At 69.2% G+C, this 24,748-nt stretch carries 25 protein-coding genes and 2 pseudogenes; 13 read left to right on the top strand and 14 right to left on the bottom strand.

The window, feature by feature from the left end; all coding sequences use genetic code 11:
• The first annotated feature begins 54 nt into the window (after positions 1-54).
• Positions 55-627 (top strand): GNAT family N-acetyltransferase, encoded by a 573-nt coding sequence (locus SALPAC4_RS0113010; RefSeq protein ID WP_019870693.1) that lies wholly within the window; start codon positions 55-57, stop codon positions 625-627.
• 136 nt (positions 628-763) lie between these two features.
• Here SALPAC4_RS0113010 and SALPAC4_RS0113005 read toward each other — a convergent pair whose 3' ends face one another.
• Together SALPAC4_RS0113005 and SALPAC4_RS0112995 are read right to left on the bottom strand one after the other, a co-directional pair.
• Positions 764-2,095: a hypothetical protein gene (locus SALPAC4_RS0113005; RefSeq protein WP_223874754.1), complete on the bottom strand. Its 1,332-nt coding sequence runs from the start codon at positions 2,093-2,095 to the stop codon at positions 764-766.
• 876 nt (positions 2,096-2,971) lie between these two features.
• On the bottom strand, positions 2,972-4,039 hold the full coding sequence (locus SALPAC4_RS0112995) for an FAD-dependent monooxygenase (RefSeq protein WP_019870690.1): 1,068 nt from the start codon (positions 4,037-4,039) through the stop codon (positions 2,972-2,974).
• A gap of 104 nt (positions 4,040-4,143) precedes the next feature.
• Here SALPAC4_RS0112995 and SALPAC4_RS0112990 point away from each other — a divergent pair, with 104 nt between their 5' ends.
• The 3 genes from SALPAC4_RS0112990 (at position 4,144) to SALPAC4_RS0112980 (ending at position 6,528) form a co-directional block, all read left to right on the top strand.
• The gene (locus SALPAC4_RS0112990) at positions 4,144-4,662 is read left to right on the top strand and encodes a hypothetical protein (RefSeq protein WP_027644546.1); all 519 of its coding nucleotides are present in this window, start codon (positions 4,144-4,146) and stop codon (positions 4,660-4,662) included.
• 2 nt (positions 4,663-4,664) lie between these two features.
• Positions 4,665-5,879, top strand: a complete 1,215-nt coding sequence (locus SALPAC4_RS0112985) for an MAB_1171c family putative transporter (RefSeq protein WP_019870688.1) — start codon at positions 4,665-4,667, stop codon at positions 5,877-5,879.
• Between the two features lie 208 nt (positions 5,880-6,087).
• Positions 6,088-6,528 (top strand): hypothetical protein, encoded by a 441-nt coding sequence (locus SALPAC4_RS0112980; protein ID WP_027644547.1) that lies wholly within the window; start codon positions 6,088-6,090, stop codon positions 6,526-6,528.
• Here the strand turns inward: SALPAC4_RS0112980 and SALPAC4_RS0112975 are convergent.
• A complete protein-coding gene (locus tag SALPAC4_RS0112975) occupies positions 6,525-6,989 on the bottom strand; it encodes a DUF885 domain-containing protein (protein ID WP_019870686.1) in 465 nt (154 codons plus the stop codon). The two genes, SALPAC4_RS0112980 and SALPAC4_RS0112975, sit on opposite strands and share 4 nt — an antisense overlap.
• 105 nt (positions 6,990-7,094) lie before the next feature.
• On the opposite strand from SALPAC4_RS0112975, the gene SALPAC4_RS0112970 reads away from it, so the two are divergent.
• Both SALPAC4_RS0112970 and SALPAC4_RS0112965 read left to right on the top strand, forming a co-directional pair.
• Positions 7,095-8,438, top strand: a complete 1,344-nt coding sequence (locus SALPAC4_RS0112970; protein WP_223874753.1) for an MFS transporter — start codon at positions 7,095-7,097, stop codon at positions 8,436-8,438.
• 92 nt (positions 8,439-8,530) lie between these two features.
• Positions 8,531-9,181, top strand: coding sequence for an HAD family hydrolase (locus tag SALPAC4_RS0112965; RefSeq protein ID WP_019870684.1), 651 nt, complete (start codon positions 8,531-8,533; stop codon positions 9,179-9,181).
• A gap of 136 nt (positions 9,182-9,317) precedes the next feature.
• Here the strand turns inward: SALPAC4_RS0112965 and SALPAC4_RS0112960 are convergent, their stop codons facing one another.
• Positions 9,318-10,874, bottom strand: a complete 1,557-nt coding sequence (locus SALPAC4_RS0112960; protein WP_019870683.1) for a multicopper oxidase family protein — start codon at positions 10,872-10,874, stop codon at positions 9,318-9,320.
• A gap of 207 nt (positions 10,875-11,081) precedes the next feature.
• Between SALPAC4_RS0112960 and SALPAC4_RS0112955 the strand changes: the two genes are divergently transcribed.
• From SALPAC4_RS0112955 to SALPAC4_RS0112945, 3 genes are read left to right on the top strand one after another with little or no spacing between them, the layout of a single operon-like run.
• Entirely contained in the window at positions 11,082-12,020 is a 939-nt protein-coding gene (locus SALPAC4_RS0112955; protein WP_027644548.1) for a F510_1955 family glycosylhydrolase, read from the top strand.
• A gap of 26 nt (positions 12,021-12,046) precedes the next feature.
• Complete coding sequence (locus tag SALPAC4_RS0112950; protein WP_027644549.1) at positions 12,047-12,739, top strand: response regulator transcription factor; 693 nt, start codon at positions 12,047-12,049, stop codon at positions 12,737-12,739.
• Positions 12,736-13,845 (top strand): HAMP domain-containing sensor histidine kinase, encoded by a 1,110-nt coding sequence (locus tag SALPAC4_RS0112945; protein WP_019870680.1) that lies wholly within the window; start codon positions 12,736-12,738, stop codon positions 13,843-13,845. The genes SALPAC4_RS0112950 and SALPAC4_RS0112945 overlap by 4 nt, the downstream gene beginning before the upstream one ends.
• 40 nt (positions 13,846-13,885) lie before the next feature.
• Here SALPAC4_RS0112945 and SALPAC4_RS0112940 read toward each other — a convergent pair whose 3' ends face one another.
• The 6 genes and pseudogenes from SALPAC4_RS0112940 to SALPAC4_RS0112920 all read right to left on the bottom strand — a co-directional run bounded on the left by SALPAC4_RS0112940 (position 13,886) and on the right by SALPAC4_RS0112920 (position 19,992).
• The gene (locus SALPAC4_RS0112940) at positions 13,886-15,091 is read right to left on the bottom strand and encodes an NAD(P)/FAD-dependent oxidoreductase (protein ID WP_019870679.1); all 1,206 of its coding nucleotides are present in this window, start codon (positions 15,089-15,091) and stop codon (positions 13,886-13,888) included.
• Positions 15,092-15,164: 73 nt separating this feature from the next.
• Complete coding sequence (locus SALPAC4_RS0112935; RefSeq protein WP_019870678.1) at positions 15,165-16,523, bottom strand: MBL fold metallo-hydrolase; 1,359 nt, start codon at positions 16,521-16,523, stop codon at positions 15,165-15,167.
• Positions 16,524-16,576: 53 nt separating this feature from the next.
• Positions 16,577-16,824, bottom strand: a pseudogene (locus SALPAC4_RS28980) (helix-turn-helix domain-containing protein); the annotation flags it as partial.
• A gap of 207 nt (positions 16,825-17,031) precedes the next feature.
• Complete coding sequence (locus SALPAC4_RS0112930; protein ID WP_019870677.1) at positions 17,032-18,600, bottom strand: DUF6297 family protein; 1,569 nt, start codon at positions 18,598-18,600, stop codon at positions 17,032-17,034.
• Entirely contained in the window at positions 18,597-19,283 is a 687-nt protein-coding gene (gene ccmA / locus SALPAC4_RS0112925; RefSeq protein ID WP_027644550.1) for a heme ABC exporter ATP-binding protein CcmA, read from the bottom strand. Before ccmA ends, SALPAC4_RS0112930 begins: the two co-directional genes overlap by 4 nt.
• Positions 19,284-19,641: 358 nt before the next feature.
• A complete protein-coding gene (locus tag SALPAC4_RS0112920) occupies positions 19,642-19,992 on the bottom strand; it encodes a hypothetical protein (RefSeq protein ID WP_027644551.1) in 351 nt (116 codons plus the stop codon).
• 9 nt (positions 19,993-20,001) lie between these two features.
• Here SALPAC4_RS0112920 and SALPAC4_RS28975 point away from each other — a divergent pair, with 9 nt between their 5' ends.
• A complete protein-coding gene (locus SALPAC4_RS28975; RefSeq protein WP_080640893.1) occupies positions 20,002-20,661 on the top strand; it encodes a GNAT family N-acetyltransferase in 660 nt (219 codons plus the stop codon).
• Between the two features lie 96 nt (positions 20,662-20,757).
• Here SALPAC4_RS28975 and SALPAC4_RS0112910 read toward each other — a convergent pair whose 3' ends face one another.
• Complete coding sequence (locus tag SALPAC4_RS0112910) at positions 20,758-21,123, bottom strand: VOC family protein (RefSeq protein ID WP_018740248.1); 366 nt, start codon at positions 21,121-21,123, stop codon at positions 20,758-20,760.
• Between the two features lie 7 nt (positions 21,124-21,130).
• Between SALPAC4_RS0112910 and SALPAC4_RS0112905 the strand changes: the two genes are divergently transcribed.
• Together SALPAC4_RS0112905 and SALPAC4_RS0112900 are read left to right on the top strand one after the other, a co-directional pair.
• Positions 21,131-21,412, top strand: coding sequence for a hypothetical protein (locus SALPAC4_RS0112905; protein ID WP_223874751.1), 282 nt, complete (start codon positions 21,131-21,133; stop codon positions 21,410-21,412).
• Positions 21,402-22,331: an adenosine kinase gene (locus tag SALPAC4_RS0112900; protein ID WP_027644552.1), complete on the top strand. Its 930-nt coding sequence runs from the start codon at positions 21,402-21,404 to the stop codon at positions 22,329-22,331. Before SALPAC4_RS0112905 ends, SALPAC4_RS0112900 begins: the two co-directional genes overlap by 11 nt.
• 96 nt (positions 22,332-22,427) lie before the next feature.
• Here SALPAC4_RS0112900 and SALPAC4_RS0112895 read toward each other — a convergent pair whose 3' ends face one another.
• Entirely contained in the window at positions 22,428-23,090 is a 663-nt protein-coding gene (locus SALPAC4_RS0112895; RefSeq protein WP_019870671.1) for a DsbA family oxidoreductase, read from the bottom strand.
• Positions 23,091-23,119: 29 nt separating this feature from the next.
• Positions 23,120-23,497: a zinc-binding dehydrogenase gene (locus SALPAC4_RS0112890; RefSeq protein WP_019870670.1), complete on the bottom strand. Its 378-nt coding sequence runs from the start codon at positions 23,495-23,497 to the stop codon at positions 23,120-23,122.
• 202 nt (positions 23,498-23,699) lie between these two features.
• On the opposite strand from SALPAC4_RS0112890, the pseudogene SALPAC4_RS29220 reads away from it, so the two are divergent.
• Positions 23,700-23,801, top strand: a pseudogene (locus SALPAC4_RS29220) (SitI3 family protein); the annotation flags it as partial.
• Between the two features lie 373 nt (positions 23,802-24,174).
• On the opposite strand, the gene SALPAC4_RS0112880 reads toward SALPAC4_RS29220, so the two are convergent.
• The gene (locus SALPAC4_RS0112880) at positions 24,175-24,642 is read right to left on the bottom strand and encodes a DIP1984 family protein (protein WP_027644553.1); all 468 of its coding nucleotides are present in this window, start codon (positions 24,640-24,642) and stop codon (positions 24,175-24,177) included.
• Positions 24,643-24,748 lie beyond the last annotated feature (106 nt).

Here is a 24,748-nt window from a genome sequence, read left to right as displayed (position 1 = left end):
GGCGAGCAACAGGACGCCGAAACCGGACCTGTTCGAGTGCTCTACATTCGACACATGCCACTGCTCTCCACACCCGCACTGCCAGCGGGCTCGATGGCGGCACTGACGCAACCCGAGCTCTCCGCGCAGGACCTTTTGCTTCGCCCCTGGCGGCCCGCAGATCGGCGTACCGTCGTGGCCGGCTACGCCGACCCCACCATTCAGCGCTGGCACTGCCGCTCGATGACCCACGACGAAGCTGGCGACTGGATAGCCGCCTGGTCCAGCCGGTGGAGCGGGGAGACCGGGGCCGGTTGGGCCGTGCTGGCTGCGGGACACGTCGTCGGGCAGATCAGCCTGCGCCGGGTCGACCTTGCCGAGGGCTTGGCCGAGGTGTCGTACTGGGTGCTGCCGGAGGCGCGCGGTCGTCGGGTCGCCCCCCGCGCGTTGTCCGCGGTCACCGCCTGGTCCTTCGACACTCTCCGGTTACACCGCGTCGAGCTCTGCCACTCCACGGCAAACAAGGCCTCCTGCCGGGTCGCGCAGTACGCCGGCTTCACCCTGGAAGGCACGAAACGCGCCGAGGGCCACCACATCGACGGCTGGCACGACATGCACCTCCACTCCCGGCTCGACAACGACGGGTGAGCACCGCCCTCCCGGGAGCCTTCGCCGACACCATCGCCGAAACTGCGATTGACCCGGCGTCGGCGGTCTCGTGGGTGGCACCGTCGCTCCGTGTTCTTCGTTCCCACCGCCCTCGCCGTCCGTGGATCCGGGGGTTTCATCGTCGCGCTCTGGATGGCGACGTTGCTGTACCGGCACCGGGCCACTCTGGCTGCCGCTCTTGCCCCGTCGCGGGCCGATCGGACGGTGGTCTGGGCATCGGTATCGGAGCAGCGGCGACCGGGGCGAAAGGCTCCGCGGGACTGCTGGCCCGCCCCCTCCTCGCCAGTAGCAGCGGGATGCCGACCACGGGCACGAGCCACAGCGCGATGTGGAGCCGGTCGCCCTGGCTGACCACCGGGTGGGCGATCTGGGTGGCCAGTCCGGTGCTGGCGACGGCCAGCGTGAGCCACCCCAAAGCACGATCGTGGCGCAGGAGCGCCCACGCACCAAAGGCCAGACCGAGCAGCAGCCATGGCGACCGCAGCTCCTGCTGCAGCCACTGGGACCAATAGGTGATGTTGAGGTCCACCAACCGCTGCCAGGGGTCGGCGACATCGGGACGCGTGAAGTGGTCGGTCCACTTGTCCTGCAGTGTCTCCCCCGCACCTGACAGACCGAGCAGCTTGGCGCCGGTGAGGATGCCGACCGTGGTCACGCTGCCAACGCCGACGACCAGCCCGGTACCGACGTGGCGATGCCGCCGACTGGTAGCCAAGAGGAGCAGCCCGGCCGCGGCCAGCCCGGCCGCAATCAGCAAGAAGGTGGAGAATCGGATCAGGGCACCCGCAGCCAGCGCGCCGAGCAGCAGTGACACCCCGGCTGCGGTGCGCTGTCGTAGTAGCCACACCGCGCCGAGCAGAGCGGCCACGGTGAGCGCCATCGCCGGCCCCTCGGTCAACGGATAGGCACCCCAGTATCCGATTGGCGAGCCGTAATAGGCGATCTGACCGGCAACCGCCAGGTGTTGGGGCACACCGATCTCCCGCAACAGGCGGACGATCAAAAGCCCCCCGATCGCGGTACACAGCACCGAGGTCACCGTGAGTCCAGCGTTGACCCCGAGGATCGCCACGAGCGGGGTGGTAAGGGCCGGGTAGCCCACCCGGTCGCTGAAAATCGCCTCGTAGCGCGGTTTGTTCGGTGTCAGCCCGTCCGGGTACTTAGCGACGCACGCCTGACTACGTTGGGCGATCTGAGGAGAGTCATACATGGTCAGGGGGTTGACCGACGCGCGACGGGCCTCCCAGCGAGACAGTTTGCCGCAGTAGGCCGACAGTGCATCACGCTGAGCGTCAGCTGGTGACTCGCCGAGCAGTTCGAGGGCGATGCGCGCGTACCGGTAGCCATCATTGGTCGGACCCACCGCCGGCCGGAGCGCCACCGCCCAGAGTCCGACCCACGCGAGCGCCACGAGCAGTGGAACGAGACCACGCCTTAACGATGTCACGGAGCTCCCTCGGGGCATTGACTGATCAGCCAATCAACCAGGCCGCCGGGATTCTATGGCCCGGCTCGTAGCCGGGCTCAATCGGTACTGGTGGGCTTCGGATGGCCGCTGGTTCAGCGAGCCATTCCGGGCAACGAGGCCAGCGCGGTAGGTGCCGGTCCGGCTTGTCCGGATCGGCCGGGACGTCGCTGCAGCGAAAATGCCGCAGGACCTTGATCTGAGGGCGCCCTACCAGAGATCGGCTTCATTGAGGTCCTGCGGCACCATGAGTTCCACGAACACCGCGGTGCCGTCGGTACGCGAGGATCCGTGCGGTACCTGGCCGACCCGCTCAGCCGTCACCGGGCACGCCGGGGCAACCGGGCGGGAATCCGGGCGGGCGACCAAGCCTCGTCCTGCGGGGACCAGGCGGTGCTATGCCGCCCGCTGTCGAGCTGCCCTCATGGATGGGGCGCGGGAATCCCCCGCGCCCGCCCAACAGCTCGCCGGTGCCTGGTCACCGCCGAAAGGACTGCGCCGGTCGCCCCTGGTCACCGCCGAAGGACTGCGTGGGCCACCCCTGGTCACCGGCGAAGGACCGCGCCGACCGTGTCTTGCGTCGGCGGAGCCGGTGCGTCCTCGTTGGTCGACTCGTGGCGGCGCACCCGCCTCGATCGACACCTCGATCTGTTCCGGCTTATAGCACCTGCTCGCGGCAGCCCGGGCCGAGCCTTGGCGTCGGTCCCACCGGTGGGGCAGCTCGACAGCGAAACTAACCCTGATGCCCTGACGCCCTGACCACCAACAAGCCACCTGATCATCCAACCTCCCGACCCGATACGCGGAAAGGCTCAGTGGCTGCCCGAGGCGTCGGGCCAGTGGCCGAAGTTGTCGTGCTCAGCCAGCCGTCTTACTAGGCCCCGCAGGTGGCCGGGTCCCGTTGTTGCTCATCTGGGCACTCGCGCCCACCGTCTCCTCAGTTGGCTCCCGGCGCAGCGAATCATAGGCGGCAAAGGCCTGGTTCAGGTCGCCGTGCGCTGCCAGACAGCGCGCCAGCACCACGGCGTCCTCCAGCGCCATCGAGGCGCCCTGCGCGGCGGCCGGTGATGCCGCGTGCGCGGCATCACCGGCCAACACCATCGATCCGTTGTGCCACTTCGGCGTGGTGGGGATGTCGTAGGAGTTGCTACCCACGATGCCGTCTCCGGTCGCCGCGACGATCTCCGCTGCCGGCCCGGCGTCGTCGCGAAACGCATCCAGTACGCGGCGCCGCCAGTCCTCAGGCTGGATCCGCTCGGTCAACTCGGCGGCGTTGAGCCGGGCGAACCACCAGGTGCGCCCGGCCGGCGGTGTCGTGTACCCGAAGAAGGCCCGGCTGCCGAACATCATGTGGTAGGCGTCGGGTGCCGTGCGGCCCCGGTCTCCCGCCGCATACCCGTAGACGACGTGCTGGCCGGTGTAGCGCGGACGTGGTGCGTCGGGGTCGATGAGGCGACGGACCACTGAATGGAGCCCGTCCGCACCGACGAGGAGGTCGCCCTGGACCACACTCCCGTCAGCGAAGGAGGCCCGGACACCGCCGGCTTCAACTGTGGCGTTGACGAGCCGGCGACCATGGTCAATGCGGATTCCACGGCGAGTCGCCTCACTCTGCAGCACCCGGTAGAGCGTCGCCCGGGTAAGCGTCCGTCCTGGTGGATCAATTGCCCGTTGTTCCAGCAGACTGCCACTGGCGTCAAGGAGCGACACAGCGTTCGCCGCATACGAGGCGTCGATCACCACCCGGTCGGTCTCAATCTCGTGAAGTGCCGCCATGCCGTTATGCATGACGGTGAGAAAAGCGCCGGCATCCTCACCACCGCTCGGATATGCCTCGAAGATGACGGAGCTAATGCCGACGGTCTGCAGGGCGATGGCGGTGGCGGTGCCCGCGATGCCACCCCCGACGATGAGAGCAGTGGTCACGCGAGCCACGCTACGAGACATCGGTGGTACCGGCCAGCCGACCCAGTGGGGTATTCTGCGTCGCACTCGGTAGTGCACACTTGACGGTCTGGAGTGGAGCGACGGTGCGAGAGCGGGCACTACGAAAGAGTTGCCGGGCACTGCTGCGGGAACTGGACATTCGTCCACCACTCGACGTGCGGGAGCTTTGTCGCCGACTTGCTGACCGTCGTGGCCGGCCGATCCGCCTGGTGCCCTACCCGATCCAGGTTCCAGGTCCGTTCGGGCTGTGGGTAATGGCCGAGTCCGCGGATATCGTGTTCTTCCAAAAGGAGACAACACCGCCGCACCAGGACCACATCATCCTGCATGAGATCGGTCACATAATCGCCGATCACCCCAGCGACCAGACCGAAAACGAGGGTCTCGACCTACTCACGCCGGCGAAGCCGGACGGCACCACCCGCGCCCTACGTCGCACCTGCTACGACTCCGCCAACGAGCGGGAAGCTGAGCTGGTGGCGACGGTCATCCTGGAGTGGGCCAGTGTGCTGAATCCGTTACACCGCTCGGCTTTCATCCACGATCACCCGGGAGTCGACCGGATCGGTACGTCGCTCGATCACCACCATGGCTGGATGTAGCGATGGCTCCTGCCCTGCTGGCGGCGGTGGTCGTAACGCTCTGGATCGGAGTGGTCAACAAGAGCATCCAGCTGTCCCGCGCTCCCGATGATCACCCACTGCGGGCCCTGACAGCGTGTATCGCCTGTGTCGCCGCCATGTTCACCCTCGCCCTACCGTCGGTGTCGGGCCTGCTCGACCAGGTCGCAACCGGCCTACACTCCCTGACCATCAATCTCGGCACCATGACGGCGGCATACCTCCTCCTGGCCTTCTTCACCTATACGGTGCGTGGCCCAGCGGCTCAACGCCGGGTACGTTCGGAGGCGCTGATACTGCTGGCAGCCCTGGCGATGGTGACTGCCACCTGGAGCACCGCGCCGCTCGCCGTCCAAACCTCGCCAGCCTCAACCGCGGTCGCTGACGATCCACACGCCGCGGCGTTCGTGCTCGCCGTACTTGGCTACCTGGGCTACGTCCACTCCCAGACCCTGTGCTGGTGTGTCGGCTTCGCCCGGGTCACTCGAGTTACTCGGCTACGGCGTGGGCTGGTCATGATCTGCCTGGCCGTAGGCATGTTCCTCGCCGCAGAGCTGACCAAGTCGGCGCTGGCCGTGGCACAACTCGTGGATGCCCTTCCCCCGCCCGCCGTCGGTGCGATCCACGGTACGTACGTAACGCTGGTCGGCGTCGGCACGCTGACCTTTGTTGTCGGCGTCAGCTACTCGGCGTTTACCGGCATGCTGGCCGCCGCCTCAATCTGGCGGGTGCATCGCCGCCAGTACCGCGAACTGCAGCCGCTGTGGTCGGCGCTGCACGAGGCCTTCCCCGACCTGGCCTTGTCGCGGCTTGAGGCGCGACCCTGGTACAAGCTGTTCGGCCAGTACGGCACCCATCGTCGCTTCTATCGACGGGTGATCGAGATCCGTGACGGACTGGTGCAACTCGCCCCATACTATGACCGCACCGCGACGGCGGATATCGAGGCGGAGTTACGTCAGGCGGGCATGCCTGATGCCGACATCGCGGATATCGCCCGGGCGAAGATGATCAGGGCGGCACTACGGGCGCGAGACGCGGACCCACCGGTGGCGGCCGTCGAACCGCCGGTGATTGACGGCGGGCACGACCTGGATTCCGACGCCCGCTCGCTGGTTCGCATCGCTCGTCAGATGAGAGAACATCGATTCAGTGATCGAAGCACGCCCGACTCCAGTTCGATCTCGGCCGCCCCGTGATCGGCCGGATGCCACCAGGAGACCGGGCGCGCCTCCACCGATGCGACACTATATTTTACCCCTACCATGGTCAACTGATTCATTCCGTGAACTTGTTAACCAGAGGTGACACATGACCCGGGAGGACAGCAGCACGACCGCGAGCGGGGCCAACCCGGCCTCGGTCACCGACCGCGGGTCAGGCCCGGGTTTGCTACCACAGTCGACGGTGGCGGGGCGGCTGAACGAACTGTTCGCCACGGTGACCTGGGTCGACAAACAGGGCCGCCGGCGCGAATATTCAACCCCCCAGGTTGCGCGGGCCATCAGCGGCGACCCCTCCCACGACACCACCGTGTCCCGGGTCTACCTGGCGACCCTCCGGTCCGGCACCAACACCAACCCGACCGTCGCGGTACTCAGGGCCATCGCCCGCTTCTTCGACCAACGGCGGGCCGACGAAACCCCGCCCATCACCGCTTCCTACTTCCTGGATGAAGAGGACGAATCCCAGGAGTTCCGTCGACAGCTCGCCGATCGACAGGTACGGATGATCGCGATGCGAGCCGGCAACATGACTCCAGCAGTACGCCGTCAGGTACTGCAGATGCTGGACATCCTCGATCAGCCGACATCCGACGGCTCCACTACCGAACAAGACGGTAGCTAGCGAAACGATCGGGAAGTCAGCATCATCGTGGTCTGAACACCATCCAGGGCGGCGGGGATCGCGGCCACGCGTGCGCCGACCCGAGCCCAGCCCTCCTCGAAGGCCGCCCCCTCGACGCCGTGGCCGGGAACGGCGGCCGCGACCGTTTGCCGGATGAGCGAGAGCGGACCGGTGGCGGCGGCGTGTAGTTCCCGCAGGTCCTCCCCCGCGTCGTGCAGGGCGATCCGCGTATGCAGCCGTTCCGCGAGGTGGGCGTACAGCGGGGTCACCGCCGGCAGGGCGGCACCCAGGACCTTGAGCTCGGCCAGGGCGCGGGCTGCGAGGTCGGCGCGGGCCTGATGCCCCTCCGGGCCGTAGTCGGTCAGCCCATCGACATCCTGCTCGCCCGCCTCAACGACCGCCGTGCACGGATCGAGACCCGACAGCTCAGACAGGAGTCGATCCGCGACGTCCTCGATCATGGCGGCAATGCTAGAGCCTTGCCCTCGCGGCCGGGGTCAACGGCAACGCTCTGCCCGCGACACATGGGAGGGCGGCGGGCCAGATGGCGTGCTAGGTTCCCGTCGATGTCCTTGTCGAAGCGAAAGCTGACCTCCGTCAGGAACGGCGAGCAACGGCCGACAGCGGCACGTTCCGCAGCTGAGCCGGAGCCGGTAGACCCCCGGCTCGGCGGGGCATTCTGGCGATTGTTCGGATCAAGCGCGGCATCGAATCTCGCCGACGGGGTGAGCCGGGCCGTCGTGCCACTGCTGGCGGCGAGCCTGACCCGCGATCCCCTGCTGATCTCGGCCGTTACCAGTCTTTCCTTCCTACCCTGGCTGCTGTTCGCACTGCCGGCCGGGACACTGGTTGACCGGTCCGACCGACGCCGGGTGATGGTTCGATCCAACCTCTTCCGCGCGGTGCTGTTCGCGCTGCTGGCCAGTATGGTCGCGACCGGCACGGCGTCGATCTGGTTGCTGTACGTGGTGGTGTTCACGCTCGGCGTCGCCGAGACTCTCTACGACAGCGCTGCCCGAGCCGTGTTGCCGCAGATCGTGCGCCGAGACCAGTTGGATCGGGGGAACGGGCTGCTGGTGACTGCGGAGACCGGCATGCAGGCCTTCGTCGGGGCACCGGTCGGCGCGTTGATCTTCGGGTTGGCCGCGGCCGCACCGCTGCTCGGCAACATGGCCTTCTACGCGGTCGCCGCGCTGATGATGATGACAGTGGCCGGTCGGTTCACACCGGATCGGACCGGCGCCCCGGCCGCCGGGTTCCGGGCCGAGTTGGCCGCCGGCGTGCGCTGGCTGTGGGGCAACCGCTTCCTGCGCCAGTTCGCCGCGATCAACGGGGCCACCTCGGCACTGCAGAGCATGCCGAACGCGGTGCTGGTGCTCTACGTGCTCGAGGTGGTAGGGGTATCGGAGACCTACTTCGGCCTGATGATGCTGGGCGCCGGCGTCGGCGGCCTGCTGGGCGGCCTCGTCGCGCCAGCGGTGAGCCGGCGGTTGGGCCGAGTCCTCACCCTGAGCCTGACCGCCGTGCTGTTCCCACTGCCGCTGATCGGGATGAGCCTGACCGACAACGCGATCCTCGGCGGCACGTTGTACGGCCTCGGCGCGTTCTTCGTCATGATCGGCAACGTACTCTCGATGTCGCTGCGCCAGGCGCTCATCCCCGAGGAGCTGTTCGGCCGGGTGCAGGGCTCGTACCGGACGCTGGTCTGGGGTGGTATCCCGATCGGCGCCCTCGCCGGCGGAGTGCTGGCGGCCACCACGAACGTGCCCGCCGTCTTCGCCGTCAGTGGAGTCGGATGCCTGGTTGTCGGGGTGTGGATGGCCTGGTTGCTGCGTCGGCACCGGGCCGAGCTGGCCGCCGCGTTCGCACCGCCGCCCACTGAGCCGGCCCTGGCCGGGACTGATGCCTGAGCACGAGCGACTCCCCTGAGAGCGGCCCGGTCCGGAACTCACTCGAATTCGCCAGGCCTATTACCAATCGCTGATCCAGATAGGAGCGACCCATGACCACTCCCGTCGAGCTTGTCATCTTCGACTGTGACGGAGTGCTGGTGGACAGCGAGCGGATCGCGGTCCGCGTCAACACCACGCTGGGTGCGGAACTGGGCTGGCCGCTGACCGAGGCGGAGGTCATCGAACGGTTCATCGGCCGGTCCAGCGCGTCCATCGGTGAGCAGATCGCGGCCCGCCTCGGAGAGCAGGTGGCTGCCCGGTGGGCCGAACGATTCGACCTGGCGCACCGTCAGGCGGTGGACGCCGGACTAACCGCCGTGGACGGGATCGACGAGGCGCTCGACGAGATCACCCTGCCAACCTGCGTGGCTTCCAGCGGTACGCACGAAAAGATGCGCCACACCCTGGGCCGCACGGGCCTGTATCCGCGCTTTGCCGGCCGGATCTTCAGCGCGACCGAGGTCGCCCACGGCAAGCCCGCTCCCGACCTGTTCCTGCACGCGGCGGCGGCGATGGGCGTACCGCCCGCAGGATGTGTTGTGGTCGAGGACAGCCACTACGGTGTCCAAGCAGCCCGCGCTGCCGGGATGCGCTGCTTCGGCTACGCCGGCGGCCTGACCCCCGCGCACCGACTGGAGGGCCCCGGCACGGTGGTCTTTGACGACATGCGCAAACTCCCGACTCTGCTGGACGCCGCCTGACCCTGGACCAGTGGCGCCCACTTACGGGACCAATCGGGATCGCGCGCCGAAGTGGGCCTACACCTTGGCGGCGGCTGGCACGAGTCCAGGAACTCGCGCCGACGACGCTGGCCGGACCAGTCATGGTCCGGCCAGCTCACAGCCGGTAGGCCAGGTTGATCATCATGCCGGTCTCGGCGTGGTAGATGTTGTGGCAGTGGGTCATCCACTGTCCGGGGTTGTCCGCGTCGAGGTCGACGGTGACGGTCTGGTGCGGGGTCACGATGACGGTGTCCTTGCGGGGGCCGCCCTCATGGAGGGCAAAGGTGTGCCCGTGCACGTGCATGGGGTGGAACATCATCGTCTGGTTGGTCATCCGTAGCCGTACCCGTTCCCCCTCCCCGACCAGGAGCGGCTCGGCGTCGGTGAAGGTCTTGTCGTTGATGGTCCAGCGGTAGGGCATCATGCCGCCACCGAGGACCAGATCATGGGTCCGGTCCGGTTCGCGCTGGGTCAGCCGTACCGTGTCCGCGGCCCGCAGCTGGTTGGTAAGAATGACGCGGCGGTCGAGCTCGGCGGGGCGTACCTCGGCTGACGGTGCACTGCCGTCTCCGGTCCGGGCCACGGCGAGCGCCTGACCCGTCTTGCCCTCGGCGACCGCGACCAGGGGGAAGACCCCGTCGGCGACGACGACCTCGACGTCAACCCGCTCACCCATACCGACGACCAGTGCGTCAGTGATGTCCGGGACGACCGGAAACCCGTCGCTGTGCGTGACGGTGAGCCGGTGCCCGCCCAGCGCCACCCGGAAGGCGGTGTCGGAGGCGGCGTTGACCAGTCGGATGCGTACCCGCTGGCGGGGCCGGGCGGTGAGCGTGACGGGGGCGGCCGGCACTCGACCGTTAATCAGGTAGTGCGGGTAGTCGACATCACCCGCGCCGCCGAGCAACGGCGAGATCATGGACTCCATGCTGCCGCCCATCGGCATCCCGGCGCCGTGGTCCATGCCGGTCGTGCCGTGCCCGCCGGGCATCCCGTCGGTGTCGTCGCCGTGCCCGCCGTGCATCCCGTCGGTGCCGTCGCCGAGCGCGGCCAGCACGTCGTCCGGAGTGCGCCCGGTGCCGTCGACCCAGTCGTCCAGGACGACGATCCACTCCTGGTCGTAGCGGCCCGCGTCGTCGGGGTCGTCCACGATCAGGACACCGTGGAGCGCCCGGTCGAGTTGCACCCCGGAGTGCGGGTGGTAGAAGTAGGTTCCCGGATCGGGCGCGGTGAAATCGTAGGTGAAACGCCCGCCCACGCCGGTCGGATCCTGGGTGACCCCCGGAACGCCGTCCATGTCGTTGCGCAGCGCGATGCCGTGCCAGTGCACGCTGGTGTCCGCAGGCAGCTCGTTGACCACGTCAACGCGGAGCCGGTCACCGGCCTTCGCCCTGATCAGCGGACCGGGGGCGTCCTCGGTATACCCCCAGGTGTCGACTGTCACACCGCCAAGATCCAGAGTCACCGGACGGGGAGTGAGGGTGGCGCGGATAGTGGCGGCGCCAGGGCGTTGCCGGGCCAGTTCGACGCGGCGGATGGCTTCGGCGTGGGGGTCGACCAGTTTCGGGGTGTTGCGGTTAGCGGCGACGGCGACGACTCCGGCGGTGCCGGCGAGACCGGCGGCCCCGGCGATCCCGGCGATCACGTGCCGGCGGGTGAGCAGCGATGGCATAAAGGCTCCTTCGGGTGCATCTCCAGCGTCATCGACCGCCGGCCCGGCGAGTAGGGAGCGGGCCGCTTCTTCAGAGAATCTTCATGGCCCCGAAGGGGTCTTTCCGGCTGGCTTCGGGCCATGGTTGGTGGGGACGAGAGGTCACCCTGGTCCAACACCGGGGCCACCTCGCACGGGCCATCAACGACGAGGAAGTGAACGTAGCCAATGAGCAGGACGTCGCCGCCGATGCGACCACGCAGTAGCTCCGGATCCGGGCGAAAGCCGCAGGGTCGCAGTGGGCTGGCCACACCGCCGCGGACGATCATCATCGCGGCGCTGGCCGTGCTGGCCATCCTCATCACCGTGGTGACGTTCGCCCTGCGCAGTCAGGGATCTTCGAACGGCGACCCCACAGGTGGTGCCGGAAACCAGGGGTTCGGGCACGTCCACGGGATCGCGGTCGACCCGGGTAGCGGCGCCCTGCACGTCGCCACGCACGTCGGGCTGTACCGCATCGACTCTCCGCGGACCGCCGTACGCGTGTCAGCGGACTACCTGGACCTGATGGGCTTCACCATGGTCGGCCCCGGGCACTACCTGGCCTCGGGCCACTCCACGCACGGCCCGGCCAACGTGGGCCTGATCGAGTCGACCGACGGCGGCGTGACCTGGCGGGAGAAGTCGCTTACCGGTACGGCGGACTTCCACGGGCTCCAGGTCGCTCACGGCTCGGTCTACGGCTACAACTCGGTCGACGGCGAGTTCATGGTCAGCGCCGACCAGCGGCAGTGGGAGCGCCGTTCCCGTACGACGATCGGCGCGTTCGCGGTCAGCCCGACCGACGGCGAAACAGTCCTCGCCGTCGGTCGCGACGGCCTGCAGCGCTCCACCGACGGCGGCCGCAGCTGGCAGCCGGTGCCGGACGCTCCTGCTGTCGGCCTGCTGGCCTGGGACCACACCGGCGTGTGGGCGGTTGCCCCGGACGGAGCGGTCTGGTCGTCGTCCGACGGCGGGGGGCAGTGGCAGCGGCACGGAGCGGTGCCGGGTGAGCCGCACAGCTTCGCTGTGCAGGACGACACCCTCTTCGCCGCCCTCGCCGGTGACCGGATCGTTGCCAGTACCGACGGCGGTGCTGCCTGGACTGACCGGTACGCGTCGACGTGAGGAGCACGGCCGCGAGGGGTCAGGACATCAGTGGGCGGGTGCTGGTCGTGGACGACGAACGGAGCCTCGCCAAGGTCGTGGCGAGCTATCTCGAGCGTGATGGCTACCAGGTGCGCTGTGTCTTCGACGGCCCGGCGGCGCTGGATGCCGCACGGGAGGACGAGCCCGACGTCGTCGTCCTGGACCTGATGCTGCCCGGCCTCGACGGTGTGGAGGTATGCCGGCGGTTGCGGTCGTTCAGCGACTGTTACGTCGTCATGCTGACCGCCCGCACCGAGGAGGCCGACAAGCTGACTGGGCTCGGTGTCGGGGCGGACGACTACCTCACCAAGCCGTTCAGCCCTCGAGAACTCGTCGCCCGCGTCGCAGCGATGCGGCGTCGCCCACGCCAGCCCCACGGCCGGCCGGAGCCGGCACCGCGTCGGTTCGGTCCGCTGGCGGTGGACGTAGCCGCCCGTGAAGCCCGCCTCGACGAGGTGCCCGTGCCGCTCACCCGCACCGAGTTCGATCTGCTGGCAGTTCTGTCCGGCCGACCGAATGTCGCGCTCAGCCGCGCCGAGCTGATCACCGCGGTGTGGGGTGAAGGGTGGGTGGGCGACGAGCACCTGGTCGACGTGCACATTGGCCATCTGCGGCGCAAACTCGGCGACGCCCCCGCCCATCCCCGGTTCATCCGCACTGTCCGGGGCATCGGCTACCGGATGGGACCGCAGTCGTGAACTCCTGGCGCGTCAGCCTCGCCGTGCGGCTCTTCGCCGCGCAGGTGCTCGCGCTCGCCGTCGGCGGGCTGACCCTGGCACTGGTCGCCGGCGCGGTGGGGCCACGGATCTTCCACGAGCACCTCGGGCAGGTCGGCGGGGAGGTCAGCGCTGAGGCACGCTGGCACGTCGAGCGGGCGTACGCCTCGGCGAACGCGCTCGCGCTCGGTGTCGGTCTCCTCGCCGCGCTGGTCGCGGCGCTGGCGGCCAGCGCGTACGCGACACGGCGGATCGCCAGCCCGGTCACTCACTTCGCGCACGCGTCGGCCAGCCTCGCCGACGGACACTACGACGTCCGCATGGCCGACCCCGGCCTCGGCAAGGAGCTCAAGACCCTCACCGACTCGTTCAACACCATGGCGGAAGGCCTGGAGACCGTCGAGACGACCCGGCGCCGGCTGCTCGCCGACCTCGGTCACGAACTGCGTACCCCGCTCGCCACCATCGAGGCCTACCTCGAAGCAGCTGAGGACGGTGTCGCCGTTGACGACGAGAACCTTCAGTCGGTGCTGCGGGCCCAGACCGCGCGGCTGCACCGCCTCGCCGACGACATCGCCGCGGTCTCCCGCGCCGAGACGCATCAGCTCAACCTGCACCCGGTACAGACGGCCCCGGCGGACCTGGTCCGGGACGCCGTGGCCGCGGTGCGGCCCCGCTTCGCCGGCAAGGGCGTGACGCTGCGCAGTGACCTTCACCCTTCCCCACCGGTCAACGTCGATCCGCAGCGGATGGGGCAGGTACTCGGCAACCTCCTGGACAACGCGCTACGGCACACACCCGAGGGCGGGACCGTCACGGTGCAGGTGATCAGCGGTGCCAGAGGTGTGGAGCTGGCGGTGGCCGACACCGGTCCCGGTATCCCGGCGCAGCACCTCCCGCACGTCTTCGAACGCTTCTACCGGGTCGACACGGCCCGGGACCGGAACAACGGCGGCTCGGGGATCGGGCTCGCCATCGTGCGGGCCGTGGTCAGTGCCCACGGTGGGCGGGTACGGGCGGAGAACATCCCGGACGGCGGCGCGATCGTCCGGGTGGTCCTGCCATCAGCGGGACAGGCGCAGATCTGACCGGACGACCATCCAGTGGGTAGCCATCCACCCGTGCGCCTCAGGCGCGGCCGCGGAGCATGAGATTCCAGTAGAGGGCCGGCAGTCCGTAGCGCTTGAGATACCACATGTCGGTGCGTTCGTGGGTGGTGTCGAGGAACGGAATGCTGGGTGCAGGTTGCATGGTGTAGTCGAACTCGGCGAGCAGCATCTTGTTGCGGGCCGTGGTCAGCGGGCAGGATGCGTACCCGTCATATGCCGCCGGCAGCAGCTCGCGCCTGATCGTGGCGGTGAGATTGCGGGCCACCACCGGTGCCTGCTTGCGGATCGCGGCACCGGTCTTGGAATTCGGAGTGGACCCGGCGTCGCCGAGGGCGAACACGTTCGGGTACCGGGTGTGCTGCAGCGTGTTCCGGTCGACGTGGACGTAGCCGGCCGGGTTTTCGGGGTCGGCCAAGGTGGTCCGCTTGAGCCAGTCGGGGGCTGACTGCGGTGGTACCACGTGCATGAGGTCGTAGCCAATCGTTTGTCTACTGTGGTTGGAGTGATCGGCGATCACCGCCTGACGACTGTCGGCGTCGACTTCGACGAGCTCGCTGTTCTTGTGGACCTCGATGCCGTACCGGGCGGCGACACGTTCGAGTTCGTCGGCGAATACCTGGACGCCGAACATGGTTGGGGTGGGTAGCACGAGCACGACCCGGATATTCCGGAGAACGCCTTGTCGACGCCAGTGATCCGCGGCCAGGTAGGCGATCTTCTGCGGGGCGCCGGCACATTTGATCGGCCCGGCGGGCATGGTGAACACCGCGGTCCCGGAGCGCAGGTTTCGGATCAGTTCCCACGTCTTCGGCGCCGTGGCGTACGTGTAGTTGCTGGAGACCAGCGGAGTGTCCATGGCCGCCGCCATGCCGGGGATCTTGTCCCAGTCGAGTTGGATGCCGGGGCACACGACGAGATGGTCGTAGCGGACCCGGATCCCACCAGCGGTGGTGACCGTCTGCTGGTCCGGGTCGATGGCGTGCGCGGCATCCTTGATCCAGGCGACGCCCTTCGGCATGACCGACGCCTGCGGGCGGGCGCTCTCCTTGGCCTTGGCGCATCCGCCACCGACCAAGGTCCAGAGCGGCTGGTAGTAGTGGGTTTCCGCGGGATCAATAAGGCCGATGTCGGGGACTCTCGCCCGGCGGAGCCGGGCGGCGACGTCGATGCCGGCACTGCCGCCGCCGACGATGAGGATGCGATGGTGAACGGCCGGTGCGGTCATGACGCTGCCTCCCTGTGGGTGAGGCCGTCGGCGGGGTGGCGCTCCCCCGGCGGCATGGGGTCGGTCAGGGTGTTCAGCCGGTGGCCTGGCCGGCGGTGACAGCGACGGCGTACTCGTCGTCGATGTGGACGACGTCGCGGCCGGCACGGTCGAGCAGGCTGGCGGCGATGCCCGCCCGGAACCCGCTGGCGCAGTGCACCGCAAGCGGGCCGGGTGGAACGTCACCGAGCCGATCCAGCAGGCAGTGCAGCGGGATGTGCACCGAGCCGGGAATCGCGCCAAGGGCGCGTTCGTCAGCGCGCCGCACGTCCAGCAGGGTCAGGGCCTCGCCGGCCTGCTGGGCTGCGGCGAGTCCAGCGAAGGTGATCCGCCGGTAGCTGTGGGTGGCCACACCGTCGGCCAGGTCGCGCAGCCTGCCCGTGGCAGCACCGTCGGGCCGGTCAATGCCGATGCGCACGAGTTGGCGTTGCGCGTCGGTAATCTGCTGCGGGGTCTCACCGATCAGGGTGAGCGGAATGCCCCAGGGAATGAGCCAGCCGAGGTACGTGGCGAACTGCTGGCTCAGGGCGATACTGATGGTGCCGACGAGGTGCTCGGCGGCGTACGCGGTCCGGTCGCGCAGGTCGACCACCCACTCCCCGGCGCTGATCCGTTCCCGCAGTTCGGCCGGACTTACCTGCTGCGGGGCGGACAGGTCGACCGGTCCGGCGCCAGCACGGTTGCGGGCACCCATGAACGCGTAGTAGGCCGGGTAGGCGGTGAGACCGGCGACCAGCTGCGCCACGAAGGTGTCCTCGTTCGTGGCGGTGAACGCATCGTTGCGGGCTCTCTCCTGCCCGATCGTGCTGTCCTCGCCACCGGAGCTGGATCCGGCGGAGCAGAAGCTGCCGAATCCGTGGGTCGGAAAGATTCGGGCGTCGTCGTCGAGCAGGTCGACGAGGCGGTGTGCCGAGCGATACTGGGCCCGGGTCAGTTCCTCCGTGCGGGCCGGGTCGACCAGGTCGGTGCGCCCAACGCTGCCGTAGAGCAGGCAGCCGCCGGTGAATACCGCCGCCGGCCCGGGGCCACCGCTAATCACGAAGGCCAGGTGGGTGTCGGTGTGTCCCGGGGTCGCCACCACCCGCACTCGCATGCCCCCCACCGACAGTTCGTCACCATCAGCGACGCCGTGCCGCTCGAACGCCACCTCATCGGCGGCGTTGACCGCGTACGGCGCATCGTGCTGATGGGCCAGTTGCAGGCCGCCGGAGACGTAGTCGTTGTGGATGTGCGTCTCCAGCACCATCGCGCAGCGCAGCCCACGCTCGTGGAGAACCGTCTGCAAGCGGTCCAGGTCACGCTGCGGATCAACCACGATCGCGACGTGCCCGTCGTGGGCGATGTAGCTGCGGTCACCGAGCTCGCTGGTCTGCACCACTGCCACGTCCACCACGGGGTCAACTCCTCCCTGGCGAAGATGCGCGTGCCCGTCCGTCAGATGTTGATATTCGAGCAGCGGTAGCAGACGCATCGGGGCACCCGGTCGCCAGAGCCCTATCGCCGACCTCGGTAAACCCACCGGAGGGGAACCGGTCGACTGTCTCCACGCGACACACCAGGTCCGCACCGGAACGGATCATGACGCTCAGCCGCACCTGCGAGAGGTTCGCGCGGTCACGCGGCCGGCGGAGTGCAGCCCCAAAAAAGTGGCGCTCGGACAGAGATGGCTGAAGCGTCCGCAGGGTCTGGCCCATGGCACCGCCTTTCAGCTCCTCGCGAGCAGAACATCGAGCTGCATGAACATCGCACCCATAGGGTCACCCAGGGGTTTAGCCCGGCGCAACCAGGAACGCCGGAAACAATTTTCATGTGCCCACCGGCTGTCCGCGCGATGACCAGGGCTCAAGGCCGACCGCCAAGACACCGCCGCCCTGACACCCTCACCGCCGCCCTGGCACCCCTCACCGCCGCCCGTCACCCCGGCCGGCGAGGAGCACGAACGCAACCACCCCGACCACCGAGATGATCACCTGGGGCAGGATCATGGCGGCCGGTACGCCGGTGATCAAGGCGGCCAGGGTCGGCGTGGTGAACAAGATGGCGGTGTCGTAGCCGGTCGCGGCCCAGTGCAGTGGGCCGGTCGGCAGGATACCCATGGGGGTGACGATCGGCGGCAGTTCGTGGCGGACCGCGCCGCGTCGCGCGGCCCGGAGCGCTCCCGCCGCCAGTCCTGGCCCGGCGGCGGCGCCCAACACCGGCCAGGCCCAACCCTCCGCGCCAGGGGTCCGGGCCGTGAGCAGGGCGCCCGCGCCGATACCCCAGCTGACCGCGAGGACCGTCGGCAGTACTGACCGGGCACCGACCAGGGTCGGGCCGGAGAGATTGAGCAGCCGACGCAATGCCGGCAGGTCCCGGTCCCGTCGCGCGTTAACCGTGGACGGGGCGACCGCGGCGAGCCCGCTCAGCAGCCAGCCGGCGGCCAGTACGATGCCCCAGCCGGTGAGCAACCCCAAGAGGGTCGGCATCAGCAGCGTCGCCCCGGCGACGAGGAGACCCGCAGGTGACCGGCGGGCCACAATGAGATCGTGGCCGACCACGGCGCGGGGGCCGGCGATACCTGGCAGCCCACCGCCCCTCGGGGAACGTGTAGCCCACCGGCGCTCCTCGGCGGCCCTGGAGGCGATGCCCGGGTCGACAGTGACCAGTCCCGCGCCCGCGATGGCCCCCAGTGTGCTGCCGGCAGCGAGCCGACGTAGGGGAAGCCGGTCGAGCCGCCACACGCCGACCGCGGCCACCGCCAGGGCCATGGCTACCGCCCACGGTAACCAGGACCCGCCCCGGCCCTCGGCGGCGGCCTGCGGCCAGCCCCACGGGCCAGCCCACGCCGGCACCGCCGGCACCGGCGTCCGGACCATGGTTAGGACCGCGGCCACCGCGCCGAGGAGCACCGCGACCCGCTCCAGCACCGCCGCCGCGGCGTCGGTCACGGTCTGGATCACCACGGCGAGGGCCCCGGTCAGCACGCCGCCGGTAATGCCGGCACCCACCATCAGCGCCGCTGCCGTCTGTTCAGCTGCGCCAATGACCGTAACCACGAAGGCACCGTGCAGCGCACCGACGACGGCGGCGACCGACAACACCATCGCGGCGCCGGGAAGCAGAAGCAGTCGCCGGTCGACGGGACTGGCCAACCACCACGCCAATGTCGCCGGGGTGGCGGTGACCGGACCGAATCTGGCGGCGAGTGTCAGGGCGAAGGCGTATCCCAGCAGACCCACGGCGAGCAGCGGTAGAGCCGCTGCGGAATCTGCGGCGCTTCGGTCGCCGCTGAGCAGCCGGGGCAGCGTACCGGCCACGACAGCGATGCCCACCAGGACGGACAGCGCCACGAAATAGAGGCTTCCGGCCCCGCCCCCGTGCTGACGGCGGCGCTGCCTCAGCCACCGCCGTGACGCCCCGGGCGGGTTGGCTCGCACCGGCTGCACGCTGGACACCGCGGGACCGGCGGGCGCACGCCGCACCACGCTCATCGTGCTCCGCTGCGTCGACGGGCCCGCTTCCCCGACGCGACTGCCGGCCCCTCGGCGGCGTCCCGGTCCAGCGAGAGCGTCCGCCAGCCCGGTCCGACAGCGAGCGAGGCGTCGTGGGTGACCAGCACGACCGCGCCCCCTCGATCGGCGTACTCGGTCACCAGGCGGCCGACGCTGTCCCGGCCAGACTCGTCGAGGTGCCGTTCCGGCTCGTCGAGCAGCAGGAGCCGGCTCGGACGGGCCAGCACCATAGCCACCGCCAGCCGCTGGCGTTGCCCGGACGACAGTTGACCGGGAACAGTGTCGGCGAAGCTGTTGAGGGCGAGCGCCGCCGCCAGGTCAGCGGCGGTGAACCAGTCCTCCGGCAAAGGGGCGTTGACCAACTGGACGAAGCTCAGGTGCTCGGCGACGGTCAGGTTGGGGTACCAGGCACCAGCGTCGAGAAGGGCGGCGACGGAGCGGCGGAACCGTGGCTCACGGTCGTCGGCGGGCTGCCCCTCGAGCGTTACCGCGCCGGCGAGTGGCCGTTGCTGGCCGGCGAGGCACCGGAGAAGCGAGGACTTGCCGCTGCCGTTGCGGCCGGTCACCACCAGCACCTCGCCGGAGTCGACGCCCATCCGCAAGGCGCCGAACAGGGGTTGGCCCCGGTAGCCGACAGACAGGTCACGGCTCTCGAGAAGCATCGGGGCCTTCCTGCTCACCATTGGTACGGCTACGGCTGTTGCGTCGGATGTAAGCGCATGGACACGCTACTGGCTGTACGGACGGAGACGGTCGGGAAAACGGGTGTGGATGAGGATTGATCGCCGATTCCGGCAGCACGGGGCTACGGCAGTCGAGGCGTGCGGGGGCCGCTCCATCGACCCAGTTCGTGGACCCGCCGACTGGCGTGGCCGAATGTCATCGGCAGGGTGCCTGGCACCATAACCAGGCAACTACGAGGGCAGCCACTGGACATCTCGCCGACGAATCGCGGCTCGACCTTCGCGCTACGCCGAGCCTCGTACGCCGCCGGATGCCTGCCACCTCGCCGACAAGGGATCAACTTGGGTCGGGTTGGCGGCTGCGTGCCACCAGGTAGCCGACGTAGGCGGCGAGCGCGACGGCTGCCAGCGCCGCGGGCGGCCCGGTCCGTGCGCGGACACTGCTGCGGGATGCCAGCGCGGCGCCGAAGGACTGGTCGGCCAGGAGCGACCAGCGCGACCGCCAGGACAGCGCCGAACCGGTCGACAGCGCGGAGCCGACGGACAGGATCGATCCAGCCGATCCGATACTGGCGATGGAGGCGATCGAGCCGACACTGCCGATGGACAGTACCGAGCCGTGGGAGCCGATCGACAGGAAGGAGTCTGTGGACCACAGTGACAGCCGTGCGGAGCCGGTAGAGGTCATGAGCGGATTATGCGGCACTCTGGTGATGCTCGCGTCTCATCGGACCGCACACACCCGACGTGGGCAGTCGTTGGCGGGACTCCTCAGATTCATGGCGCATCACGACGACTTCCGCCCGGACCTCGGTACGGACCGCTGGTAGTCGGTGGCGTCGGACATCATGTCGTCAGTACTGTCCCAGCCGTGGTTGAGGTCCGTCGAGCCGAAGTTGAGGATGCAGCGGAGTTGGTGCGGCTGCGTGGAGTGATGCTGGCGGATGTGGACGGGGCCGATCCACAACCGGGGAGATGGTCTGCAGCCGCAGCGGAGACGCTGCAGCAGCGGCTCGCTGATCCGCTCCCCTCGCTGGCGGCCTTCGTGGTCGAAAGGAATACGGCGCCCCAGGGTTTGGCCGCGTGCGCGGTCGGTGTCATAGAGCATCGCCTGGGTAGTCCGGATAACCCCAGCGGTAACGTGGGATACATCTTCAACGTAGCCACGGATCGTGACTGCCGTAGACGTGGCTACTCGCGGGCTTGCATGCAGGCGCTTCTCGGCTGGTATCAGCAACGGGGAGTTACGAGAGTGGACCTGCGGGCTTCCCGCGACGGCGAGTCGCTCTACCGGGCGTTGGGCTTTACGCCGACGCACTCCCCGACCATGCGTCTGGTGCTACCGGCGTCGCTGTAGCCGTCGGCGGATGGCAGAGGCAGCCCTCGACGGCCCGCGACCGCGTGCCTGGGCGAACGTTCCGGCACGTTCATCTAATAAGGTGAGTGATCCCGCTCAGCTCCTCGGCTCGGACAGGACACAGAATTCGTTGCCCTCCGGGTCGAAGAGGGTCACCCAGTGCTGCCCTTCCTGCGCGGGCTCGGCGCGCCGGGCACCGAGGGCGATCAGCCGGGCGACCTCGGCCTCCTGGTCGTCGGGGCGGAAGTCGGGGTGGAGCCGGTTCTTCGCCGTCTTGCCCTCAGGGACGGGGACGAAGAGCAGCCCCGGCAACCGGTCCGGCTCGGGCCGGATCTCCACGATTTCCTCGGTCTTGTCGACCACGACCCAGCCGAGAGCCTCGGCCCACCACTGCCCGAGGGCGATGGGGTCGGAGGAGTCGACGATGATCTGCTCCCATTCGAGTGCCATGGGCATGAGCATAGTCACGGTGCGCGCATCGGCTGCGATCGATCATGCTGCCCCCGGCGCGCAGGGCGACCGGATGCTCCTCGCGGCCCTGTGGACGGCAGTGGTGCTGGAGCTGTTTGGCGTCGTGCTGCTGGGCCACGGCGGCACGTTCGTCGGCTTCGGACTGAGCGCCCTGACCAAGGGTGAGACGATGACCACCGAACTCCGCTGGTACGCGAGGTGCTGGGGTCCCTGGTTCATGCTCGGAGGAGCTCTGTTCGGTGCCGCACCATGTCCCCTGAGGAGCACCTGTGAACACTGAGATCGACGTTCTTGTCCTAGGCGGCGCTGGCGTGGACACCATCGTCTACGCACCGCAGCTGCCCCTTCCGTTCGCCGACAGCTACCTGGTGCCGGCGATCACGACCCGGGCAGGGCAGACCGGCGACTTCGTGGCGATGGCGGTCCACGCCCTGGGCCTGCATACCCACCACATCGATGTGATCGGCGACGACCACGAGGGCGACTTAGTCCGCGCCCTGCACGCCGAGCGGGGCATCCCGCTCACCGTCTTTCCGCTGCGGGCCGGTACCCGCCGTGCGGTCAACCTCGTCGCCCCGGACGGACGGCGGCTGTCCCTGTACGACAGCAGCCGATCCGAGGCGGGGGACCGGCTCCCGGTGGAGACGGTCACCGCCCTCGCCACGGCGAGCCGGCACGCCCACGTGTCGATCACCCATCCGTGCGCCTTCGCCCTCCCCACGCTGCGCGCGGCGGGGGTAACCATCTCCACGGACCTGCACAACTGGGACGGCAACGAGCCGTACCACGAGGACTTCGCCTACGCGGCCGACCTCGTCTTCGTGTCGTCGGCCGCACTGGCCGACCCCGAGCAGACGATGCGGCGCATCATCGAACGCGGCCGGGCCCGCACGGTCGTGGCCACCGCCGGAGCCGAGGGGGCGTACCTGCTGGTCGACGGCGAGTTCAGCCATGTTCCGGCGGTCGATCCGCCAGCGCCGGTGGTGGACTCCAACGGTGCGGGCGACGCTTTCGCCGCAGGCTTCCTGTTCGGCTGGCTCGCGGGGGAGCCGGCGCGGCGGTGTGCCCTGTACGGGGCGATCTCCGGGGCCTACGCCTGCACCGTGGCGCCGACGAACGTCGACTCCATCGACCGGAGCGCGCTGCTCGCCCGGGCGGCGGAACTGGACCCGCCCGCGGGTCGAGGCCGCCGCTGGTGACGGCGCCCGGGAGCGGATATGACGGGCACTTCGACCTTCGCGTACGGGCGTGGCCGGCGCGTCCCCGGCACCGGTGCGGGCGTGGTGCCAGGACGGTCAGCCCTCCACAACCGCGCGAGGCGTCCCTTCCGCCGCCGGCGGGCGGGCCCCGTCGAGCTCCGCGCGTAGCGCCGCGACCGGTCGCACCCCGGAGAACGCAGGGCGACCATCGATGCTCAGCGACGGCACGCCCCGGACGCCCAGTACCGCGGCCCGCTGCCGGTCACCGGCCACCCGGCCGACGTACGCATCCGTCTTTAGCACTGTGCCCACCTCCGTCTGGTCCAGCCCGGCCGCACCGGCCAACTCGGTGAGCGTCCCAGGGTCGGCGATGTTACGACCCTCGACGTGGTAGGCCCGGTACAAGTGCTCCAGCAGTGTGTCGGCTCGGCCCCCGCGATCGGCGAGGTGGACCAATCGATGCGCGTCGAAGGTGCTCACCGGGCGCGCCTTCGTGAGGTCCAGCGGGAGGCCGACCGCGGCGCCTTCCCGCTGGATCAGCGCGATCCGCGCCTGCACCGCGGCGGGGTCCATCCACTCGGTCATCGCCTCCGCCGCGGTGGGCCCGGGTTCACGCCCCTCGTCGGGAGCCAGCTCCAGGCTCCGCCAGACAATGTGCGTCCCCTCCCGATGCGTAAAGTCCTCAAGGGCGGCATCGAGGCGTCGCTTGCCGATGTAGCACCAGGGACACAGGATGTCGAAAAAGATCTCCAGCTGCACGGGGCGGCCTCCGGGTCGCGGTTGGGAGTTCAGATCGGATTGATGACGATCTTGCCGTGGACATGGCCGCCCTCCATCTCGCGGTGGGCGTCGGCCGCCCGGCGCAGCGGATAGCGGCCGGAGACCTCGATGCGAAGCTCACCCCGGTCGTACAACTCCACGAGCTCCGCGAGCCGGTCACGGCTGCGCTGACTGAAGATGGCAGTGCGGCTGCGTGATCGGAGCGGCAGCGCCAACTCACCCGGGACAGCCCCCGCGGACCGGGCCGACGGGCCGAAAACCGTCCGAACCGGCACGGTGACCGCCGGCTGTCGCCCGGCCGGCCCGGCTAGCGCTCGCTGCGGCCGGCGCCCGTCCACGCAGTTCCCCGGACCCTTCAGGTTTGCCCGGACCGCCGCCCCTGCCATGAGATGCACCGTTCCACCTCAACCGTGGTTGAGGTCAAGCCACCTCCGGCGCGGATACGCCCGGATCAGCCCTGGCCCACCAGCGGCTTCCACCACTGTGGGTTGTGCCGGCACCAAGCGACCACCTCGACAAGTCCGTCGAAGCGACCAGCGCGGGGCGTGACCGAGCTCCGCGCAAATCTTGCTGTCGTCGATGGCGCACGACACCTACACCAACATCATCTTCGACCTAGGCAAGAACAACCCACCCGAAGACGTGGCCCCAACAGTCATGTCGGCCGTGGCCCGTGTCCTCACCCTCCGCTGAGCCACTTCCGCGACATCCTCGCTGGCCCAACTCAGAGCGCCATCTCCGGAAGGCGTAAGCCTTCGGGGCGCTGCCCTCGGCGAAGACGCATGGCTCCGCGCGGAAGCCGCGCATCCCCTGCCGAGGTCATGGCAGCCGGCCCTGTTGTACGAGATTGCGGAAGTCCCCTGTCCCGCCCTCACCGTCGTGGATCTGCACCCGGTGGTGTGCCGTGCCCTGTGCGCCGTCACCTGTGTGCTGTGCTGGGCATGCGATGTATGCCGGGGAATTGAACCCCTGCGCCTGCCCTCGGCGCGCCGGGAGTGAGCCGGATTGCCCGCCGGCTCGCGGGTACGTGCACGCCTCCACGTCGGCTACCTGCTCCGCAACATCAGTCGAGCAGATCGACCTCCCAGTTCGTCCGCTGGATTAACGTGTCCACCTCGCGTAACTGCCGGGCGAGGTCGTCAGCCTGCCTGCGCAACTCGCTCACCGACAGCGCCGGAACCATCGTCAACTCCGAGCGCAGCTGCCGATACCCACGCTGGCCTTCACCCGCGGCGGCATCCGCGGCGGACGTGACCACGCGGTGCCGCAGCCGGAGCACGTCGCGACGCGCGAGCGCGTCGGTAAGTGTGCCCCCCTCCCGTACGACGGTGGCGGCGTTGGTGCGGTTAATCCGCCGGATCAACGACTCCAGCTCACCGAGCGCCTCGCCCGCCTCCGCTAGGAGCGCCGAGGCGTCCTCAGCTGGCGTCTCACCCTCCTGATAGCGGGCGCTAGCCGTGATGCGGGCACGGAGTTGTTCGGCGCGGCGCGCCGCGTCCGAACGCAGCGCCAATGCCTCAGCAAGCTTCATGGACACCATTATGACCAACGAAGATCAGCACCGCTGCCCCATTAATGCTGACGGGTTGGCGGTCGGACGCCCACCGCCGCTACCCCCATCAGCGGATGTGGCGGCG

Source organism: Salinispora oceanensis (assembly GCF_000383575.1).
GTDB classification, from domain to species: Bacteria; Actinomycetota; Actinomycetes; order Mycobacteriales; family Micromonosporaceae; genus Micromonospora; species Micromonospora oceanensis.
Note: the sequence above shows the minus strand (reverse complement) of the source record. Positions and strands in the feature narration are given on the sequence as shown.

Bases quoted from the DNA above. Each gene is read 5' to 3' on its own strand.
- SALPAC4_RS0113010 (WP_019870693.1), top strand. From the start codon at position 55: ATGCCACTGCTCTCCACACCCGCACTGCCAGCGGGCTCGATGGCGGCA.
- SALPAC4_RS0112985 (WP_019870688.1), top strand. From the start codon at position 4,665: ATGGCTCCTGCCCTGCTGGCGGCGGTGGTCGTAACGCTCTGGATCGGA.
- SALPAC4_RS0112975 (WP_019870686.1), bottom strand. From the start codon at position 6,989: ATGATCGAGGACGTCGCGGATCGACTCCTGTCTGAGCTGTCGGGTCTC.
- SALPAC4_RS0112970 (WP_223874753.1), top strand. From the start codon at position 7,095: ATGTCCTTGTCGAAGCGAAAGCTGACCTCCGTCAGGAACGGCGAGCAA.
- SALPAC4_RS0112965 (WP_019870684.1), top strand. From the start codon at position 8,531: ATGACCACTCCCGTCGAGCTTGTCATCTTCGACTGTGACGGAGTGCTG.
- SALPAC4_RS0112960 (WP_019870683.1), bottom strand. From the start codon at position 10,874: ATGCCATCGCTGCTCACCCGCCGGCACGTGATCGCCGGGATCGCCGGG.
- SALPAC4_RS0112955 (WP_027644548.1), top strand. From the start codon at position 11,082: ATGAGCAGGACGTCGCCGCCGATGCGACCACGCAGTAGCTCCGGATCC.
- SALPAC4_RS0112940 (WP_019870679.1), bottom strand. From the start codon at position 15,091: ATGACCGCACCGGCCGTTCACCATCGCATCCTCATCGTCGGCGGCGGC.
- SALPAC4_RS0112930 (WP_019870677.1), bottom strand. From the start codon at position 18,600: ATGAGCGTGGTGCGGCGTGCGCCCGCCGGTCCCGCGGTGTCCAGCGTG.
- ccmA (WP_027644550.1), bottom strand. From the start codon at position 19,283: ATGCTTCTCGAGAGCCGTGACCTGTCTGTCGGCTACCGGGGCCAACCC.
- SALPAC4_RS0112920 (WP_027644551.1), bottom strand. From the start codon at position 19,992: ATGACCTCTACCGGCTCCGCACGGCTGTCACTGTGGTCCACAGACTCC.
- SALPAC4_RS28975 (WP_080640893.1), top strand. From the start codon at position 20,002: ATGCGGCACTCTGGTGATGCTCGCGTCTCATCGGACCGCACACACCCG.
- SALPAC4_RS0112910 (WP_018740248.1), bottom strand. From the start codon at position 21,123: ATGCTCATGCCCATGGCACTCGAATGGGAGCAGATCATCGTCGACTCC.
- SALPAC4_RS0112890 (WP_019870670.1), bottom strand. From the start codon at position 23,497: ATGGCAGGGGCGGCGGTCCGGGCAAACCTGAAGGGTCCGGGGAACTGC.
- SALPAC4_RS0112880 (WP_027644553.1), bottom strand. From the start codon at position 24,642: ATGAAGCTTGCTGAGGCATTGGCGCTGCGTTCGGACGCGGCGCGCCGC.